The 14440-nt window shown below is 58.5% G+C and carries 17 protein-coding genes and 2 tRNA genes; 8 read left to right on the top strand and 11 right to left on the bottom strand.

The annotated features are described in order from the left end of the window. Positions 1 to 4: 4 nt before the first annotated feature. The 4 genes from ACUUL3_RS12485 to ACUUL3_RS12470 all read right to left on the bottom strand — a co-directional run bounded on the left by ACUUL3_RS12485 (position 5) and on the right by ACUUL3_RS12470 (position 2147). The gene (locus ACUUL3_RS12485) at positions 5 to 520 is read right to left on the bottom strand and encodes a ferritin (protein WP_448551836.1); all 516 of its coding nucleotides are present in this window, start codon (positions 518 to 520) and stop codon (positions 5 to 7) included. Between the two features lie 3 nt (positions 521 to 523). Next, the gene (locus ACUUL3_RS12480; protein WP_448551834.1) at positions 524 to 898 is read right to left on the bottom strand and encodes a desulfoferrodoxin; all 375 of its coding nucleotides are present in this window, start codon (positions 896 to 898) and stop codon (positions 524 to 526) included. A gap of 14 nt (positions 899 to 912) precedes the next feature. Continuing rightward, complete coding sequence (gene rbr, locus ACUUL3_RS12475; RefSeq protein WP_448551832.1) at positions 913 to 1488, bottom strand: rubrerythrin; 576 nt, start codon at positions 1486 to 1488, stop codon at positions 913 to 915. A 260-nt stretch (positions 1489 to 1748) separates the two neighbouring features. Then, positions 1749 to 2147 (bottom strand): Fur family transcriptional regulator, encoded by a 399-nt coding sequence (locus ACUUL3_RS12470; RefSeq protein ID WP_448551830.1) that lies wholly within the window; start codon positions 2145 to 2147, stop codon positions 1749 to 1751. 205 nt (positions 2148 to 2352) lie between these two features. Between ACUUL3_RS12470 and ACUUL3_RS12465 the strand changes: the two genes are divergently transcribed. Next, positions 2353 to 2772 carry a hypothetical protein gene (locus ACUUL3_RS12465; protein ID WP_448551828.1) on the top strand — a complete coding sequence of 140 codons (420 nt, stop codon included), beginning with the start codon at positions 2353 to 2355 and terminating at the stop codon, positions 2770 to 2772. Positions 2773 to 2821: 49 nt separating this feature from the next. On the opposite strand, the gene ACUUL3_RS12460 is transcribed toward ACUUL3_RS12465, so the two are convergent. After that, a complete protein-coding gene (locus tag ACUUL3_RS12460; RefSeq protein ID WP_448551826.1) occupies positions 2822 to 3415 on the bottom strand; it encodes a hypothetical protein in 594 nt (197 codons plus the stop codon). A gap of 27 nt (positions 3416 to 3442) precedes the next feature. Continuing rightward, positions 3443 to 4444, bottom strand: coding sequence for a YhdH/YhfP family quinone oxidoreductase (locus tag ACUUL3_RS12455; protein ID WP_448551824.1), 1002 nt, complete (start codon positions 4442 to 4444; stop codon positions 3443 to 3445). A 304-nt stretch (positions 4445 to 4748) separates the two neighbouring features. Here ACUUL3_RS12455 and ACUUL3_RS12450 point away from each other — a divergent pair, with 304 nt between their 5' ends. The 4 genes from ACUUL3_RS12450 (at position 4749) to ACUUL3_RS12435 (ending at position 9456) form a co-directional block, all read left to right on the top strand. Then, positions 4749 to 6863, top strand: a complete 2115-nt coding sequence (locus ACUUL3_RS12450) for an elongation factor G (RefSeq protein ID WP_448551822.1) — start codon at positions 4749 to 4751, stop codon at positions 6861 to 6863. A 231-nt stretch (positions 6864 to 7094) separates the two neighbouring features. Next, complete coding sequence (locus tag ACUUL3_RS12445) at positions 7095 to 7532, top strand: LexA family protein (protein WP_448551820.1); 438 nt, start codon at positions 7095 to 7097, stop codon at positions 7530 to 7532. 56 nt (positions 7533 to 7588) lie between these two features. After that, complete coding sequence (locus ACUUL3_RS12440; RefSeq protein WP_448551818.1) at positions 7589 to 8086, top strand: hypothetical protein; 498 nt, start codon at positions 7589 to 7591, stop codon at positions 8084 to 8086. 77 nt (positions 8087 to 8163) lie between these two features. Further along, positions 8164 to 9456: a Y-family DNA polymerase gene (locus tag ACUUL3_RS12435; RefSeq protein ID WP_448551816.1), complete on the top strand. Its 1293-nt coding sequence runs from the start codon at positions 8164 to 8166 to the stop codon at positions 9454 to 9456. A gap of 4 nt (positions 9457 to 9460) precedes the next feature. On the opposite strand, the gene ACUUL3_RS12430 is transcribed toward ACUUL3_RS12435, so the two are convergent. The 3 genes from ACUUL3_RS12430 to ACUUL3_RS12420 form a co-directional block, all read right to left on the bottom strand. After that, a complete protein-coding gene (locus ACUUL3_RS12430) occupies positions 9461 to 9991 on the bottom strand; it encodes a YkgJ family cysteine cluster protein (RefSeq protein WP_448551814.1) in 531 nt (176 codons plus the stop codon). 81 nt (positions 9992 to 10072) lie between these two features. Then, positions 10073 to 10387, bottom strand: a complete 315-nt coding sequence (locus ACUUL3_RS12425) for an STAS domain-containing protein (RefSeq protein ID WP_448551812.1) — start codon at positions 10385 to 10387, stop codon at positions 10073 to 10075. 45 nt (positions 10388 to 10432) lie between these two features. Continuing rightward, entirely contained in the window at positions 10433 to 12181 is a 1749-nt protein-coding gene (locus ACUUL3_RS12420) for a SpoIIE family protein phosphatase (protein WP_448551810.1), read from the bottom strand. Positions 12182 to 12427: 246 nt separating this feature from the next. Here ACUUL3_RS12420 and ACUUL3_RS12415 point away from each other — a divergent pair, with 246 nt between their 5' ends. Next, positions 12428 to 12634 carry a type IV pilin protein gene (locus tag ACUUL3_RS12415; RefSeq protein WP_448551808.1) on the top strand — a complete coding sequence of 69 codons (207 nt, stop codon included), beginning with the start codon at positions 12428 to 12430 and terminating at the stop codon, positions 12632 to 12634. Positions 12635 to 12801: 167 nt separating this feature from the next. Here the strand turns inward: ACUUL3_RS12415 and ACUUL3_RS12410 are convergent. Both ACUUL3_RS12410 and ACUUL3_RS12405 read right to left on the bottom strand, forming a co-directional pair. Next, positions 12802 to 12879, bottom strand: a tRNA-Glu gene (locus ACUUL3_RS12410). An 18-nt stretch (positions 12880 to 12897) separates the two neighbouring features. Next, positions 12898 to 12973, bottom strand: a tRNA-Lys gene (locus tag ACUUL3_RS12405). A 266-nt stretch (positions 12974 to 13239) separates the two neighbouring features. Between ACUUL3_RS12405 and rdgC the strand changes: the two genes are divergently transcribed. Continuing rightward, positions 13240 to 13845: a recombination-associated protein RdgC gene (gene rdgC, locus ACUUL3_RS12400; protein WP_448551806.1), complete on the top strand. Its 606-nt coding sequence runs from the start codon at positions 13240 to 13242 to the stop codon at positions 13843 to 13845. A gap of 16 nt (positions 13846 to 13861) precedes the next feature. Beyond that, positions 13862 to 14401: a hypothetical protein gene (locus tag ACUUL3_RS12395; protein ID WP_448551804.1), complete on the top strand. Its 540-nt coding sequence runs from the start codon at positions 13862 to 13864 to the stop codon at positions 14399 to 14401. Positions 14402 to 14440: the final 39 nt, after the last annotated feature.

Genomic DNA, 14440 nt, shown 5'->3' with positions numbered 1-14440 from the left:
CTGCTTACTCTCCCTTGGCCGGCGGCGGTGTGAAAACCCGCGTGCCAAGCTCGGCGTCCAGGGTAAAAAGGGCGGTGGTGTCTTTGCCGATCAGCTTGAGCTTGTCGAGAACGGCCCCGACATTGGCTTCCTCTTCAACCTGCTCTGAGACAAACCACTGCAGGAAGATGTTGGTGGCGTGATCCCGTTCTTCCAGGGCCAGATTGACCAGATCGTTGATCAGGCCGGTCACCTTCTGTTCGTGGGCAAGAACATCCTGAAAGACATTGAGGGTTGTTTTCCAGGTGGTGGGCGGTTGCTGGATGGCCTTGAGGGTGACGCGGCCGCCCCGCTCGCCGACAAAACGGAAGATTTTCATGCCGTGAAACCATTCCTCCTGGGCCTGGGCCTGCATCCATTTTGCCGCCCCGGGCAGGCCCACGGAATCAAAATGGGTGGCCATGGAGAGGTACATGTAGGAAGAATAAAACTCCGCGTTGATCTGCTCGTTTAAAGCCCTTTCCATTTTTTTGCTCAACATGGCTCATGCCTTCCACAGTCCGTGCAGGTTGCAGAATTCGCGGGCGCTCACCTGGGTCGCGTCCACGGCGAAAAATGCCTCGGGTGCCTCGCCCGGTTTGAGGAACTGCCGGTACGCCTTGCCGCCGGCGATGAGCTCAATCCACTCAATATAATGTTTCTCCTCCATGGGATGGGCCACGGCGCCGACCTTCACCTTGTAGCCGCCGGCCACCTTTTCAATGACCGGCACATGTTTTTCCTTGGCGGCATCCACGGTGTTTTCCGTCAGCAGGGTCATGGGCTGGCCGCAACAGACCAATTCGCCCACGCCGGTGTGAAGGACTTCCACAATATTGCCGCACACTTCGCATTTGTAGACCTGCAGTTTTTCCGTCATGGCAATTCTCCTTTTTACCAGTTTTCACCAAGAAGTTCGAAATGGGCCTGGGCATGGTCGCAGGCTGGGCATCTTTCCGGAGCCTCATTGCCGTTGTGGAGGTAGCCGCAGTTGCGACAGCGCCAGGTTGCTTTGTTCTCTCTCTTGAAAACACGGCCTTTTTCAATATTGGCCATGAGGTCTCGGTAGCGCTTTTCGTGCTGCTTTTCCGCAACGCCAATGGCGAGGAAGATGTCGGCGATTTTCGGGAAACCCTCCTCGTTGGCCACCTTGGCGAATTGCGGGTACATCGTCATGTGTTCGTAGTTTTCGCCGCCGGCCGCCTCGGCGAGATTCTCCAGGGTGGTGCCGATGACGCCGGCCGGAAAGCGTGCGGTTACCTGGGCCTCGCCTCCCTCAAGGAGCTTGAAAAGGCGTTTGGCATGCTCCTTTTCCTGGTCAGCCGTTTCGGTGAAGATGTCTGATATCTGGACGTATCCTTCCTTTTTGGCCTGGGCGGCGAAGTAAGTGTAGCGGTTTCTGGCCTGGGATTCTCCGGCGAAAGCCGTGAGAATGTTCTTTTCCGTTTGGGTTCCTTTCAGTGAGCCCATGTGGGTAGCCTCCTGCAGAGAAAATGGGATTGGGTAAAGTGAAAGCGGATCGAATCAGTATCAATTGTACATGGATTTTTTTTTCTGTGGGCAAAAAAAGCATCGGCCCGGAGACCGTCCCGCACTGCCCGGTTTCGGATTGCGTGCTGGCGAGAGGATGCCGCCAGGGACGGCGTCAGCAAGCCAAAAAAAGCGACGGCCTTCGCCTGGGTTGGAAAGCCTGCGGAATATCGCGACCCGGCAAGGTCAGGCCGTGATCGTCAGGACTGGCAGTCCGGACAGAGGCCGGTGAACTCCAGGCGATGGCGGAGGATTTTGAAACGGGTCAGCTTGCTTGCTGTTTTTTCCACATTGAAATCCGGCGGGATGTTCAGGTCGTCTACCCTTCCGCACTGGCTGCAGCGCACATGGTAGTGGGTGCTGGCGTTGCCGTCGAAACGTTTCTGGGTGCCGCCGATATCAAGTTTCTGGATGATGCCGCAGTCCGACATGATCTCAAGGTTGCGGTAGACGGTGCCCAGGCTGATTTTAGGCAGGCGCTTGCGAACCATCTGGTACAACTCATCCGCGGTCGGATGCGAGGTCACGCTGCATAATTCATCGAGGATGAGCTGCCGCTGTTTGGTGATGCGTAGGTTATGATGGTCGAGTTGCTCCACAATTACACCTCATTGCTCGTAGGAATAATTACTATTTTTACAGGAAATCTTACCCAGCGGCAAGTTTTTTTTCAAGTTTTTTCCTCGCCAAGCCCGATGGCGGCCGGACGATTTTAAAGAAGAAATTTTATTTGCCAGAAAGGGAAAGTGGCCCTTATCCTGAACGTATCTCCGCGAACTTCGCGGACCAATATGGAGGGGAGTCATGGGGCGAGTCATCATGTTTTTCTGGTGCGCGTTTGTGCTGAACGGGGCCGTGGCGTTCGCCGTCACCTCGGGCAATGAGTTTGCCTTTGGCCGCGGGTATGGTTTGGGGCCTGGCGCGGTTTTCGGACGGCAAGGGCAAAACTGCGGGCTCTGGTCGGGAATGGGTCCGGGGGGGATGATCGGGCCTGATTGCGTCGGCTGCCTGGGCACGCAAGGTGGGGAAGAGTGCGGAAAATTTCTGGACAGCACGGTGGAACTGCGCAGAAAGATTCTCAACAGGCGATTCGACTATTTCGAAGCCGCCCGGAACCCCTGGGTAGCGCCAATGGAGTTGGAAAAACTCGAAAAGGAAATAAGGGGATTGGAAGAGCAACTCCAGCGGGGTGCCCCGCAAAGGCCGAAGCAGGAGGAGCGGTAGTCCGGCCCCTCCGGCAAGGCCTCCCGGCGGTCGGCTGCTTGCGACGGTATTACAGGGTGCCGACCAGGGCGGCATCCGTGGCAATCTCCGCCGGTTCCTGCAGGGGGCCAAGGGGGTTCTTCTTGTAGACCTCGCCGTCGATGAGCGGCGTGCCATCCCAGAGTTTATATACCACCACGTCATCGACCATCACGATGAGGGCGGAGAAGCGCCAGCCGGTCTGGTGCGCTTCCCGTTTGAAGCGCAGCATGTCGAGCAGGACATTGCCCTGCCGTTTGCTCTTGATTTTCTGGAGTTTCAGCTCGTAGGCGATACAGGCCGTCTTGGCATCGATACAGCCGCGCAGGCCGTTGTCCAGATCCTGCTTGGTGATGTTGGTGTTTGGCATGAATTTTTCGATGATGGCCAGGTAGTTGAGGATCTGCATGTTTGGGGTTCTGTAAGGGTCAAACCCCAGGGCCTGCAGTTCGTCCAGGGTGGTCTCAAAGGGCGTGATCCGGTCAAAGGAGGATTTTACCTGATCAAAGGTGTCCCACTGGGAGTTGTCGGTGCTCTTGGCAACCGGCAGCATGCCGGAACAGCCCGGGATGACGAGGAGAAAGAGCAGAGGGAGCAGGATGGCGCGTTGCGCGGCAGGGGTCATGTTTATATGCTCAGGGGGGCAATGGGCTCATGCGTCAAGGTTGAGAATGATTCGTCCTCTTATTCTTCCTTGTAGAATAAGTTCGATGTGGCGGTCAAGCTCCGGCAGGGAAATTTCCGTGACAAAGCGTTCCAGCCCCGGCAGGCGCCATTGGCCGGCGATCTTGTTCCAGACGGCGATTCTGGTTTCCATGGCGCACTCCGCGGAGTCAATGCCGATGAGGCTTATGCCGCGCAGGATAAAAGGATAAACATTCAGGGGCAGGTCCGGTGAGGCCGCGTTGCCGCAGCAGGTGACCGCGCCGCCATAGCGGGTGGATTTGATGGCGGTGGCCAGGATCGGCCCTCCCACCGTATCGACTACGCCGGCCCATTTCCCCTTAAGCAGCATACGCTCCGAGGTGTCCACCGCCTTTTCCCTGGGTACGATCTCCCGGGCGCCGAGGTCGGCGAGAAATTGCGCCTGCTCCGGTTTGCCGGTGACGGCGGCAACCTGATAGCCGCTTTGGGCGAGGATGGCCACCGCCATGCTGCCCACCCCGCCGGTGGCGCCGGTTACCAGAATTTTTCCCTGCGCCGGCAGAACCGGATGGTCGATGAGGCGGGAGACGCACTGGGCGGCGGTAAAACCCGCAGTGCCGTAGATCATGCTTTCACGCAGGCTGAGGCCTGCCGGCAGCGGCAGAACCCAGGCCGCCGGCACCCTGATGAACTGGGCAAAGCCGCCCGGAGTGTTCATGCCCAGATCGTAGCAGGAGACGAGCACGGCCGCCCCGGGAGTAAAGGCCGGCACGGAACTCGCCACGACCTCGCCCGCCGCGTCGATTCCGGGGGTATGCGGGTAGCGTCTGGTTACCCCCCGGTTTCCCGAGGCGGAGAGCGCATCCTTGTAGTTGAGGGAAGAATATCGGACTCTGACCAGTACCTCTCCTTTGGGCAGATCATCCAGCGTTCTGCGGACGATCTCCCGCCGGTAGTTGCCCGGAGCGGTCTCGCTCACCACCATGGCCAGAAATGAACTGTTTTGCATAATGATCCTCATGGGTAGTCGGTCAGGATAGTGTGCCAGGAAACAAGCCGGGAAGCGAGCTTTTTTCTCCTTTCCGCCGGAGCGGGGAAGACAACGGGCGCTCCCTGGGAGGGGTTTTCGTCGGGCGTGTGGGGCGCAAAAAAAATTAGCTTGTTTCCCCCCTTTTTTTGCTATCCTGATTGTAATATGCGCCTCGCGCACGGGCGGGCTTTTCGGGTGAGTCCTGCCCTGTTCCGGCTGTTTTCGTGGGGCTCCGTTGCAAGCCGCGGCTGACAATCCTAATCAGGGAGAGAGGTGGTCCAGCATGAAAGTTTATGACGACAAGCACATCAAGAACATCGTATTGCTCGGCAGTGTCCGGTCCGGGAAGACAACCCTGGCCGAGACCATGGTTTTTGAGGCGGGGCTCATCAAGCGGCGCGGCAGCGTTGAGGAGAAAAGCACCATTTCCGATTATCACGAGATAGAGCATGATCGGGGCAACTCCGTCTATGCCACCTCCCTGCATACCGAATGGCGAGACTACAAAATCAACATCATCGACACGCCCGGCCTGGATGATTTTGTCGGCGAGATCGCCTCCGCCCTGCGGGTGGCGGATACCTGCGTGATGCTGATCAATGCCCAGTACGGGGTGGAGGTGGGCACGGAGGTCATCTGGAATTATGTGGAGCAGTTTCGAAAGCCCACCATCTTTGCCATCAATCAGCTGGACCATGCCAAGGCCAACTTCAACGAGGCGGTCGCTTCCTTGACGGAGCGGTTCGGCAACGCCGCCGTGCTCATGCAGTATCCGGTGCAGGAGGGTGACGGCTTCAACTGCATCGTCGATCTTTTGAAGATGACCATGTACAAGTTTCCGTCCGCGGGGGGCAAACCCGAGAAGCTGCCGATTCCGGCAAGCGAAAAGGAGAAGGCGGACAGGCTGCACAACGAGCTGGTGGAAAAGGCGGCGGAAAACGACGAGGCCCTCATGGAGCTCTACTTTGAAAAGGGGAGTCTCGACGAGGACGAGATGCGCAAGGGGCTGAAGATCGGCATGCGCAACCGGGAGGTTTTCCCGATCTTCTGCATGTCCGCGAAGAAGAACATGGGCAGCGGCCGGATGATGGGCTTCATCGACAACGTGGCCCCGACGGCCGGCGAAATGCTGCCCGAGCAGACCCTGGACGGCGAAGCGCTTGTCTGTGATCCGGCAGGCCCCCCGGTCCTTTTTGTCTTCAAGACCCTGGTGGAGCCCTATCTCGGCAAAATCACCTTTTTCAAGGTCTGTTCCGGCGAGGTGAGCGAGGGGGTGGATCTGCTCAACTACCAGACCGGCGACAGTGAACGCCTCAATCAGCTCTTCATCATGGATGGCAAGGAACGAAACCAGGTCAAAAAGCTGGTGGCCGGCGATATCGGCGCCACCTTGAAGCTCAAGGCAACCGCCACCAACCATACCCTGCATGGCCGGGATCTGCGCGTCGGCCTTACCCCCATTGTTTTTCCCGAGGCGCGTATCCGTTCGGCCATCGTGGCCAGGGACAAGAAGGATGATGAGAAATTGAGCGAGGCGTTGCGCGACATGCAGGCCGAGGATCAGACCCTGAAGGCCGAGTTTGCGCCGGAGGTGAAGCAGCTGATCCTCTGGGGGCAGGGGGAGCTGCACCTGCAGGTGGTGAAGTGGCGCCTGGAGAATGTCTACGGCATCAAGGTGGAGTTTGTCGAACCGCGGATTCCCTACCGGGAGACGATCCAGAAGGCGGCCACCGCCATGTATCGCCACAAGAAGCAGTCCGGCGGCTCCGGGCAGTTTGCCGAGGTGCATCTGCGCATCGAGCCCCATGTGGAAGGGGCGCCCGACCCGGCGGATCTCAATGTGCGCAACAAGGAGGTGATCGACCTGCCCTGGGGCGGCAAGCTCGTTTTCTATAACTGCATCGTGGGTGGGGTGATCGATGCCCGCTATCTGCCTTCCATCCTCAAGGGGGTGATGGAAAAGATGCAGGAGGGGCCGATCACCGGGTCCTATGTCCGCGACGTGCGGGTCATGGTTTTTGACGGCAAGATGCATGCGGTGGATTCAAACGACATCTCCTTCAAGATTGCCGGGGCCCAGGCTTTCAAGGAGGCCTTTCGGCAGGCCGATCCCCTGATCCTCGAACCTATTTATGAAATGGAGGTCATGGTGCCGGAAGAGCTGATGGGCGACGTGATGAGCGATCTCCAGGCCCGGCGGTCGATCATCGTCGGCATGGAATCCCAAGGGCGGTACCAGATCCTGAAGGCACTGACTCCCCTGGCGGAGCAGTATAAGTATACAACCTCGCTCAAGGCCATTACCCAGGGCCGGGCCAGCTTCAAGCGGCGCTTCAAGGAGTATGCGACGGTGCCCGGCGAGGTGCAGAAGAGCCTGGCGGCAAGATGTACTGAATGAGTTTCCTCCATGGCAGGGGGGTAAAAAAAACGCCGGGTGTGAGCCCGGCGTTTTTTTGGGGAGGAAAGGACATCGCTTGCGCGATGGTGAAAAAAAAGGGTATGGAGTTAGGCAAGTTCATCGACGATGAGCTTGAGTATTTCATTTAATTCTTTTTTACCATGGGTCAGCCGGTGTTGCAACTTTTTTATTGTCTCCTGCGTTTCTTAGGCCGGGGAAAGGTGCGTAGCCATGAAAGCAGATGCCTCCATTGCCGCCGTTTACGGCTTTTCCCGGGGCGGCCGCATTGTCCGGCCCCTGTTCCTGGAGGGAGTCTCCGCAGGCTTTCCCTCGCCGGCGGACGATTATATCGACCGGGCCCTTGACCTGAACGAGCTGATCATCCAGAACCCACCCGCCACCTTTTTTGTGAGGGTGGCCGGGGATTCCATGCTCGGCGCCGGCATCCATCACGAGGATATCCTGGTGGTGGACCGTTCGCTCCCGCCGGTGAGCGGCAAGGTCGTCATCGCCGTGCTGAACGGCGAGCTGACGGTCAAGCGGTTGCTGAAGAGTGGAGAGCGCTGCCGTCTCATCGCCGAAAATCCGGCCTATCCGCCCCTGGATCTTCCCGAGGGGGGCGAATGCGAGATATGGGGGGTCGCCACCTATGTCATCCATCCTCTCTGAGCGATGGAAAAGGGGGCGCCGTGGGGTTGAATGATTCTTTTCTGCTGGGGGTGTCCATGCTGCGAAAAAAACAGGTGGTAATTGTTGTGCTGGGTATTTTTCTGGCGCTGGCTGGCGGGGTGTCCTCTTTGCCTGCCCAGGGTCGGCAGGCGGGAGAAGCGGCGGAGGCGCAGGGGGCGGCCGGTGAGGAAGCCAATGTGACCGCCGATGCCACGGAAACTCCCGGAGAGGGCGGAGATGATCCTGTCGAGGCCACCGATTGCATGAACAAGGTCGACAGCCTGGTGCTGGCCTTTTCCGACGCAGAGGTGTCTGTCGGAATTTTTGTGCTGGAGGCAGGTGCCCAGGTGAGTTTCAAGAATAATTCCTCGCTGACAACCTGCGAGGTCTCGGCCTCTCCGGCCGGCATCCTCTGGGAGGAGTCCTTTTCCGTTCTGCCCTTTGAGGAGCGGCAGACCTTCACCGCGCGGGAGGTCGCGGAACCCCTGGTCGGCGACATCCTCATCAGTTGCGGGGAGGCCAAGGGAAACCAGATGCTGGTGGTCTGCCCCTGACCCATGGGGCAAATTCCTTGGCAACGGGTCTGCCGACGCAGGCCGGAACGTTTTTCCTTTAGCCCTTCAAGACTCCCATGCCGCAACTCTATGCCCTTGTGGACTGCAACAATTTTTATGTTTCCTGCGAGCGGCTTTTCAACCCGGTGCTTGCCGGCAAGCCGATGGTGGTGCTTTCCAACAATGACGGTTGCATCATTGCCCGCTCGGAGGAGGCCAAGGCCCTGGGGGTCGGAATGGGAGAGCCTTTTTTCAAGCGGGAAGGCTTTCTGCGCAAGCATGGTGTTGCGGTTTTCTCCTCCAACTATCCGCTCTACGGCGATATCTCCCAGCGGGTCATGGCCGTGCTGCAGACGCTTGAGCCGCGGGTCGAGATCTATTCCATCGACGAGGCCTTTCTCCTGCTGCCAACCGGTTCAGCCGCCGAGGCCGGGAAGATCGCCGCAACGATCCGCGCCACCATCCGGCAGTGGGTGGGAATTCCCGTCTCCATCGGCATCGGGCCGACCAAGACCCTGGCCAAACTCGCCAACCGTATCGCCAAAAAAAACAAGGAGTGCGGGGGCGTGTTCGTTCTTCCCGATAAGCCGCAACTGGACGGGATTTTGCAATCTCTTGGGGTGGAAGATGTCTGGGGGATTGGGCACCGGCAGGCCGGGCGCCTTACCGCCTGCGGAGTACGGACGGCCTGTGACCTGAGGGATTGCCAGGATGGCTGGCTCAGGAAAACGCTCACCATCACGGGGCTTCGCACCGCCATGGAGTTGCGCGGTGTCTCCTGCCTGCCGCTGTCCCTGGCGCCGCCGGCCAAAAAATCCATCACCAGTTCCCGCTCCTTTGGCAAGCCGGTGCATACCCTCTCGGAACTTGCCGAGGCGTTGGCGACCTATGTGGCCATTGCCGGCGAAAAGCTTCGCCAGTCCCGGCTTGCGGCAGGGTGTCTGCAGGTTTTCCTTGCCACCAGCCGTTTCCGGGAAGGAGGGCGGCAGTATGGCAACAGCAGGACGGTGCTTCTTCCCTCGCCATCCTCCTGCACCCCGGAACTGATGAAGCACGCCAGGCTATGTCTTGCGGCCATCTACCGGCCTGGTTTCGTCTACCAGAAAGTTGGGGTCATTCTTGCGGATCTCCTGCCGCAGGGGCGGCGGCAGGGCGATCTCTTCGCGGGGGAAGGGGAAGAGGGGCTGTTGCTCATGGCGGCGGTGGACAGGATCAACACCAGATGGGGCCGCGATACCGTGCAATACGGTTCTTCCGGCTTCACCCGAAGCTGGAAGAACCGGCAGGAGCGGAAATCCCCTGCCTACACCACCAACTGGCGGCAACTTCCCGTTGTCTCCGCCACGCTCCAGGGGATGGCGCGGCGTTGACCCTTCAGGCGGATTCGGCAATCGCCTTCCTGGCGATATCCGGAATCGCCACGCGTTTGTCCGCAGGCAATCCCTCGGCCCGGCAATACTCCACGTTCAGGGCGAAGAGGCGGGCGTTGATCCGGTCCATGAAGAGAAGATGCTCTTCGCGGAAGGCAAAATCGTCGCCGAAGTTGACGGGACAGGCGGAGATCTCAATGGCCTGCCGTTCTTCGTCCACATAGGCGAGAGCCAGGCCCTGGGTGCGGCAGATGATGGGGCGCGCCCCGTAGATCGCGCAGAGCTGGTCGACGAGGAGCGGGCAATGGGTGCTTTCCGTCTTGCTCTGGCTGTAAATCCGGTCTTTCCTGTCCATGGGCAGCGCGGTCAGGGCCGCGCGCATGGCCGCTGCTTCAATGGGCAAAACGGCAAAGGGGATGCAGCAGGAAGCGCAGCCGGGACGGCATTGCAGGGTGTCGGCAAGCAGGGCGGCGAGCGCGCGTGTTTTTTGGGCAAGCTCGGCAAGGAGTTGCTGGTATTCCTGGGCAGGGGTCATCGGGGAGAACCGCAACGAGGCTGAGGCCGTTGCCTTTTCGGGTGTTCGCCGGCAGGCGCATGCTTTCGCGTCCGGTCCATCTCACTGTTGCCGCTGGGAGATGGCAAAGAGGGTGTCGAAGCGCAGCTCTTTGAAAATGGTGAAGATATTGCGAGGCAGATTGATCACCCGCAAGGAGCCGTCCATGGCGGTAAGACGCTTGTATAACAGAAGAAATTTGCCGATTCCGGAACTGCCAATATACGAGAGATCCTGGCAGTCGACGACAACCTCTCTGGTGATGAGGGGGTTGACGGCATCAAAATGACTGTGCAGGATTTCCGCTCCCCGTTCATCCACCACGCCCCGAAGGGAAAAAATGCTGCGCGCTTCCTCCTGGAGTATGTCTATGTCCATGCGGCACCGGTTCTGTTTGCTGCTGCGGGAAAAATAGCGATCACCTCAGGTTTTTGGGGAAAAAGGGACATGCCCGAGCTGTTCCAGCATGGAGACCATTTTCCCGCTTTCATTGCCGTGTTCCAGCTGATTCAAGGGGAGATGGTTGAAAATCATCTGGATCTGCCTGCCCGCATCCCGCCAGGCAACATGCTGCGCGCATTCTCTGATGATGAAAATGCCCCGGCCTGTTTCCGCGGTGATATTTCTTCTGGCGGTGGGATCGGGCAGGGTGCGGAGGTCAAAGCCGTCGCCGCGGTCCAGGACCTCGACGGTGAGGTCGTTGCCGAACCGCCAGCGGACGGTCAGGGGGAGATCCTGTTTTTTGCGGTGCCCATGCTTCCAGGCATTGAGAATGGCCTCGCTGGCCGCGGTCTGGATCTGGAATTCGCGGTGTTCATAGCCGTGCTCGGCAAGCGCCGGCCGCAGTTCGGCCATGAAGGCGTCGATCATTTCGTCGATGGAGGCAAAGTCGGCCGGGACGAGTTCCTTGCTCCGGCAGGCACGGATATCCTCAACCTCCAGGCCGATGACGGTAATGTCGTCGGCCGAGGTGTTGCGCAGGAAGGGGATAAGCTCTTCCCCTGCCTCGTCGGCGACATTTTTGAGCAGGACTTCGACAAGTTCCGTAACGGTGATGGCGGGCTGCTCCTTGAGTATTCCTCGCACATGGCTGATGAGGTCCGGCAGGGCGAGGGGCTGCTGCTGGTTTCGCACGGGCAGGTCGGTGAGGCCGTCCGTATACAGGAGAAGCTTGTCCCCCATCCGCAGCTGCAATTCTGCCGGTTCGAACCTGGCGCCCGCCATCACGCCGACGGGCAGATTGCCTCCTCCTTCCGGCGCGGGCGGCCAGGGGGAAATCTCTCCGGCCCGGATCAGCAGGAAAGGGGGGTGGCCGGCGGAGATAAAGCGCATCCGCAGGGTTTCATGCTCGATTTCAGCGAGGATGCCGGTGAAAAAATGGTCTTCCTTAAAGACCTGGGCCTGGCAGATGGTGTCGTTCAGGCGTTCGACCACCTCTTCAAGGGAAAGGCTGCCGTTCAGCAGGAGGTTGTTGGTGAGGTCGGTGACAATGCTTCTCAGGACGCAGTTGACGGAATGACCAGACTGATCCTTCAGGCTGACAATGGTTTTGTTGCGCGGAGAGGGGGCGATGGCGGGGATGGACTTGACAAAATAGTGGTCGCCGCCCTCTGCCTTGCAGGGTGCGGAAACCACATGGACGCAGAGATTGGCTTCCGGGGTCAGGGCCACGGCCCGCGGAGTCTTGCTGTTGATGAAGTTGAGTATCTTGCGGGCCAGTTCGATGTTCAGCTCCTGGTCGAGCACCGTCTTGCGGAGCAGGGCGTTCTGGACTTCCACGGACTTTCTGCTGGCGGCAAGGTCCAGATGGGTTTTTGCCCGGGCCAGGACCTCGGCATGGGAAAATGGTTTGGTGATGTAATCGACCGCGCCCATTTCAAAACCCTTCTTGAGATTCTGCGGTTCATCGAGGGCGGTTATGAAAATAATCGGAATGTTTTTGGTGTTGGGGTCCGCCTTGAGGCGGGTGCAGACCTCAAAACCGTCAAGCTTGGGCATGCGGATGTCCAGGAGGATCAGATCGGGGAGGATTTCCCTGGCCTTGTGCAGGGCGATCTCCCCGTCCACGGCCTCATCGAGCAGGTAGCTCTTGCCCAGGGTATTTCTGAGCAGGGCGCGGTTGACATCGGAGTCGTCCACGATCAGGATAATCTGTGCGCCAGCGTTTTTCATCGCAATCTCTCGCCCGCGGGAAGCTTCATCTGGAAAGAATTACAAATTATAGTATCTGGATAGTTGGCAGGCGTCTACCCCAGAAGTATATACGCGGGCAAGGTGGGGGGGGAATCGGGCAGGCCTGCGGGGCGGAGGCGGCCAATGGCTGTTTTTTAGGGAAAATCAAATCGTTAAACTCCTTGACCGGGGCCAGGAGAACGCGCTAGGATTAAAAAAAAAATTAATCCTTAAGGAATTGACGCGATGAAAAAATCTGGAGCCTGCGGCTTTACCTTGGTGGAACTGATGATCGTCGTCGCCATTATCGGGATCCTGGCCGCCGTTGCCCTTCTCCAGTTCAATCGGTTCCGGGTGAAGGCCTATAACAGTGCGGCTTTGACGGATGTGAAAAACGTCAAGACCGAGCTGGAGGCCTACCACGTCGAACATCAGAATTATCCCACTGAATAAACGGCCTTAGCTGGCCTCGGGCCTCGGTTCCATCCGCCTCGGCAGCCTTCCGGCAAACGCAATCCCGCTTATGGCCATGGATGTTTTCCCGTTGCCCGATGTTCGGCTGATTGGTCAACAAAAAAAAGGGAATCAGCTGAAGGCAGCTGATTCCCTATGATAATACTTGGCGTCCCCAACGAGATTTGAACTCGTGTCGCCGGCGTGAAAGGCCGGTGTCCTGGACCTGGCTAGACGATGGGGACTTCAGTCCATAAGGCTAATGGTGGGTCGTGCGCGATTCGAACGCGCGACTCTCTGCTTAAAAGGCAGATACTCTACCGGCTGAGTTAACGACCCAACCTTTAGGAAATGCTCTTTTACAATAGTCGCTTTTCCGTGTCAAGTGTTTGCTGCGTTCTTTTTCCTTTTTTGTCGTGGCCCATTTCCCGGGGGGCGCATTATTATCATGATGAAGTTGCGGGATTATTGCTGTTTTCCGTGTCGTGGGCCCTCCCTTAAATAGCTTGTGGAGCCAGCGTATCTCTGCTATATCTTCGAGGTTTACTGGGGTCTGCCGGACAAGGCAGGGCGGGTTTTATTTATTTTGACATGATGAGGGAGCCATGGGTCTTCTGGCCAGATCGGCAAGTTATGTCCGCTATGCGGTTGAGGGGGAATTGCCCGCGAATTTCTGGGAGTTTGCCGCCGAGCGCATCGCCAGGCATTCCTTCCGCGATATCGACGAGAGCTACGAAGAGCGCTCCGTGGGCTGGGTTTCGGTTTTGAACATGTTCGACAGCGACTTTGCCTACGCCTCCTACGCGGCCGGCGATCATCTCGTGCTTTCCCTGCGCATTGACGAACGGAGGGTCGCGCCCAAGGTGCTGAACAAGTTCTGTCTCAAGGAGGAGGAGCGGCTGAAAAAGGCGCGGCAGGTTCCCAAGTTGAGCCGGGCCCAGCGGGTGGAGATCAAGGAGAACGTCAAGCTGATGCTGATGAAAAAGGCGGCGCCGGTGCCGGCGGTCTACGATCTCTGCTGGAATCTTGCCGAATCCACGCTGCTGTTCTTTTCCACCAGCCAGAAGGCGCAGGAGCTTGTTGAGGAGTTTTTCAAGGAGACCTTTGACCTGGGCCTCATGCTGCAGGTTCCCTATCTCACCGCCGAACACCTGCTCGATGCCGATGGCAGGCAAGCCCTGGCCAATATCACGCCCACCGTTTTCATTTGAGCTGCGAGGCATATCCATGGATTTAGTTGATCTGATCGACGAGAAGCGTTTTATCGGCCAGGAGTTTCTCACCTGGCTCTGGTTCAAGAGCGAGGAGCGTGGCGGCACCATTTTCCTGCCCGAGGCGGGCGAGGACATCCAGGTGGTCTTTGAAAAGCACATGATGCTTGAGTATGGCGAGGGTGAGGCGCACGAGAAACTGATCTGCCGTGGGCTGCAGACCGAGCTGCAGGAGGCGCGCACCGGGCTGGCCATGGGCAAGAAGCTCGAACAGGCGCGCATCCGGCTGGGCCGGGGCGAGTATGAATGGAATCTCTCCTTCAAGGCCACGCTCATGGAGTTCCGCAATGTGGCTCCGCCCAAGACCATGGCCCAATCCGAGGAAGGCGGCGACGCGGAGGCGGTGGAAGGCCGGTTGCTTGAGCATATCGGCCTGCACGAGATGATCGTCCGCACCGTTGATCAGCTTTTCCGGATGTTTTTAGATCTGCGCATCGGCGCCGGCTGGGAGCAGGAGCTTGCCCGGATCAGGGCCTGGGTGCATAAGGAGAACTGAACGGCGCAGGGGGTTGTGTCTGTTTTTTGATGATTATGG

The organism is Thiovibrio sp. JS02 (genome assembly GCF_053485635.1).
The sequence above is the reverse complement of the archived record's forward strand: the minus strand, read 5'-3'. Positions and strand labels throughout refer to the sequence as shown.

Excerpts from the sequence above, each read along its gene's own strand:
- ACUUL3_RS12430 (WP_448551814.1), bottom strand. The coding sequence starts at position 9,991 with ATGACCCCTGCCCAGGAATACCAGCAACTCCTTGCCGAGCTTGCCCAA.
- ACUUL3_RS12460 (WP_448551826.1), bottom strand. The coding sequence starts at position 3,415 with ATGACCCCTGCCGCGCAACGCGCCATCCTGCTCCCTCTGCTCTTTCTC.
- ACUUL3_RS12435 (WP_448551816.1), top strand. The coding sequence starts at position 8,164 with ATGCCGCAACTCTATGCCCTTGTGGACTGCAACAATTTTTATGTTTCC.
- ACUUL3_RS12415 (WP_448551808.1), top strand. The coding sequence starts at position 12,428 with ATGAAAAAATCTGGAGCCTGCGGCTTTACCTTGGTGGAACTGATGATC.
- ACUUL3_RS12395 (WP_448551804.1), top strand. The coding sequence starts at position 13,862 with ATGGATTTAGTTGATCTGATCGACGAGAAGCGTTTTATCGGCCAGGAG.
- ACUUL3_RS12450 (WP_448551822.1), top strand. The coding sequence starts at position 4,749 with ATGAAAGTTTATGACGACAAGCACATCAAGAACATCGTATTGCTCGGC.
- rbr (WP_448551832.1), bottom strand. The coding sequence starts at position 1,488 with ATGGGCTCACTGAAAGGAACCCAAACGGAAAAGAACATTCTCACGGCT.
- ACUUL3_RS12455 (WP_448551824.1), bottom strand. The coding sequence starts at position 4,444 with ATGCAAAACAGTTCATTTCTGGCCATGGTGGTGAGCGAGACCGCTCCG.
- ACUUL3_RS12485 (WP_448551836.1), bottom strand. The coding sequence starts at position 520 with ATGTTGAGCAAAAAAATGGAAAGGGCTTTAAACGAGCAGATCAACGCG.
- ACUUL3_RS12420 (WP_448551810.1), bottom strand. The coding sequence starts at position 12,181 with ATGAAAAACGCTGGCGCACAGATTATCCTGATCGTGGACGACTCCGAT.
- rdgC (WP_448551806.1), top strand. The coding sequence starts at position 13,240 with ATGGGTCTTCTGGCCAGATCGGCAAGTTATGTCCGCTATGCGGTTGAG.
- ACUUL3_RS12465 (WP_448551828.1), top strand. The coding sequence starts at position 2,353 with ATGGGGCGAGTCATCATGTTTTTCTGGTGCGCGTTTGTGCTGAACGGG.
- ACUUL3_RS12440 (WP_448551818.1), top strand. The coding sequence starts at position 7,589 with ATGCTGCGAAAAAAACAGGTGGTAATTGTTGTGCTGGGTATTTTTCTG.
- ACUUL3_RS12445 (WP_448551820.1), top strand. The coding sequence starts at position 7,095 with ATGAAAGCAGATGCCTCCATTGCCGCCGTTTACGGCTTTTCCCGGGGC.
- ACUUL3_RS12425 (WP_448551812.1), bottom strand. The coding sequence starts at position 10,387 with ATGGACATAGACATACTCCAGGAGGAAGCGCGCAGCATTTTTTCCCTT.
- ACUUL3_RS12480 (WP_448551834.1), bottom strand. The coding sequence starts at position 898 with ATGACGGAAAAACTGCAGGTCTACAAATGCGAAGTGTGCGGCAATATT.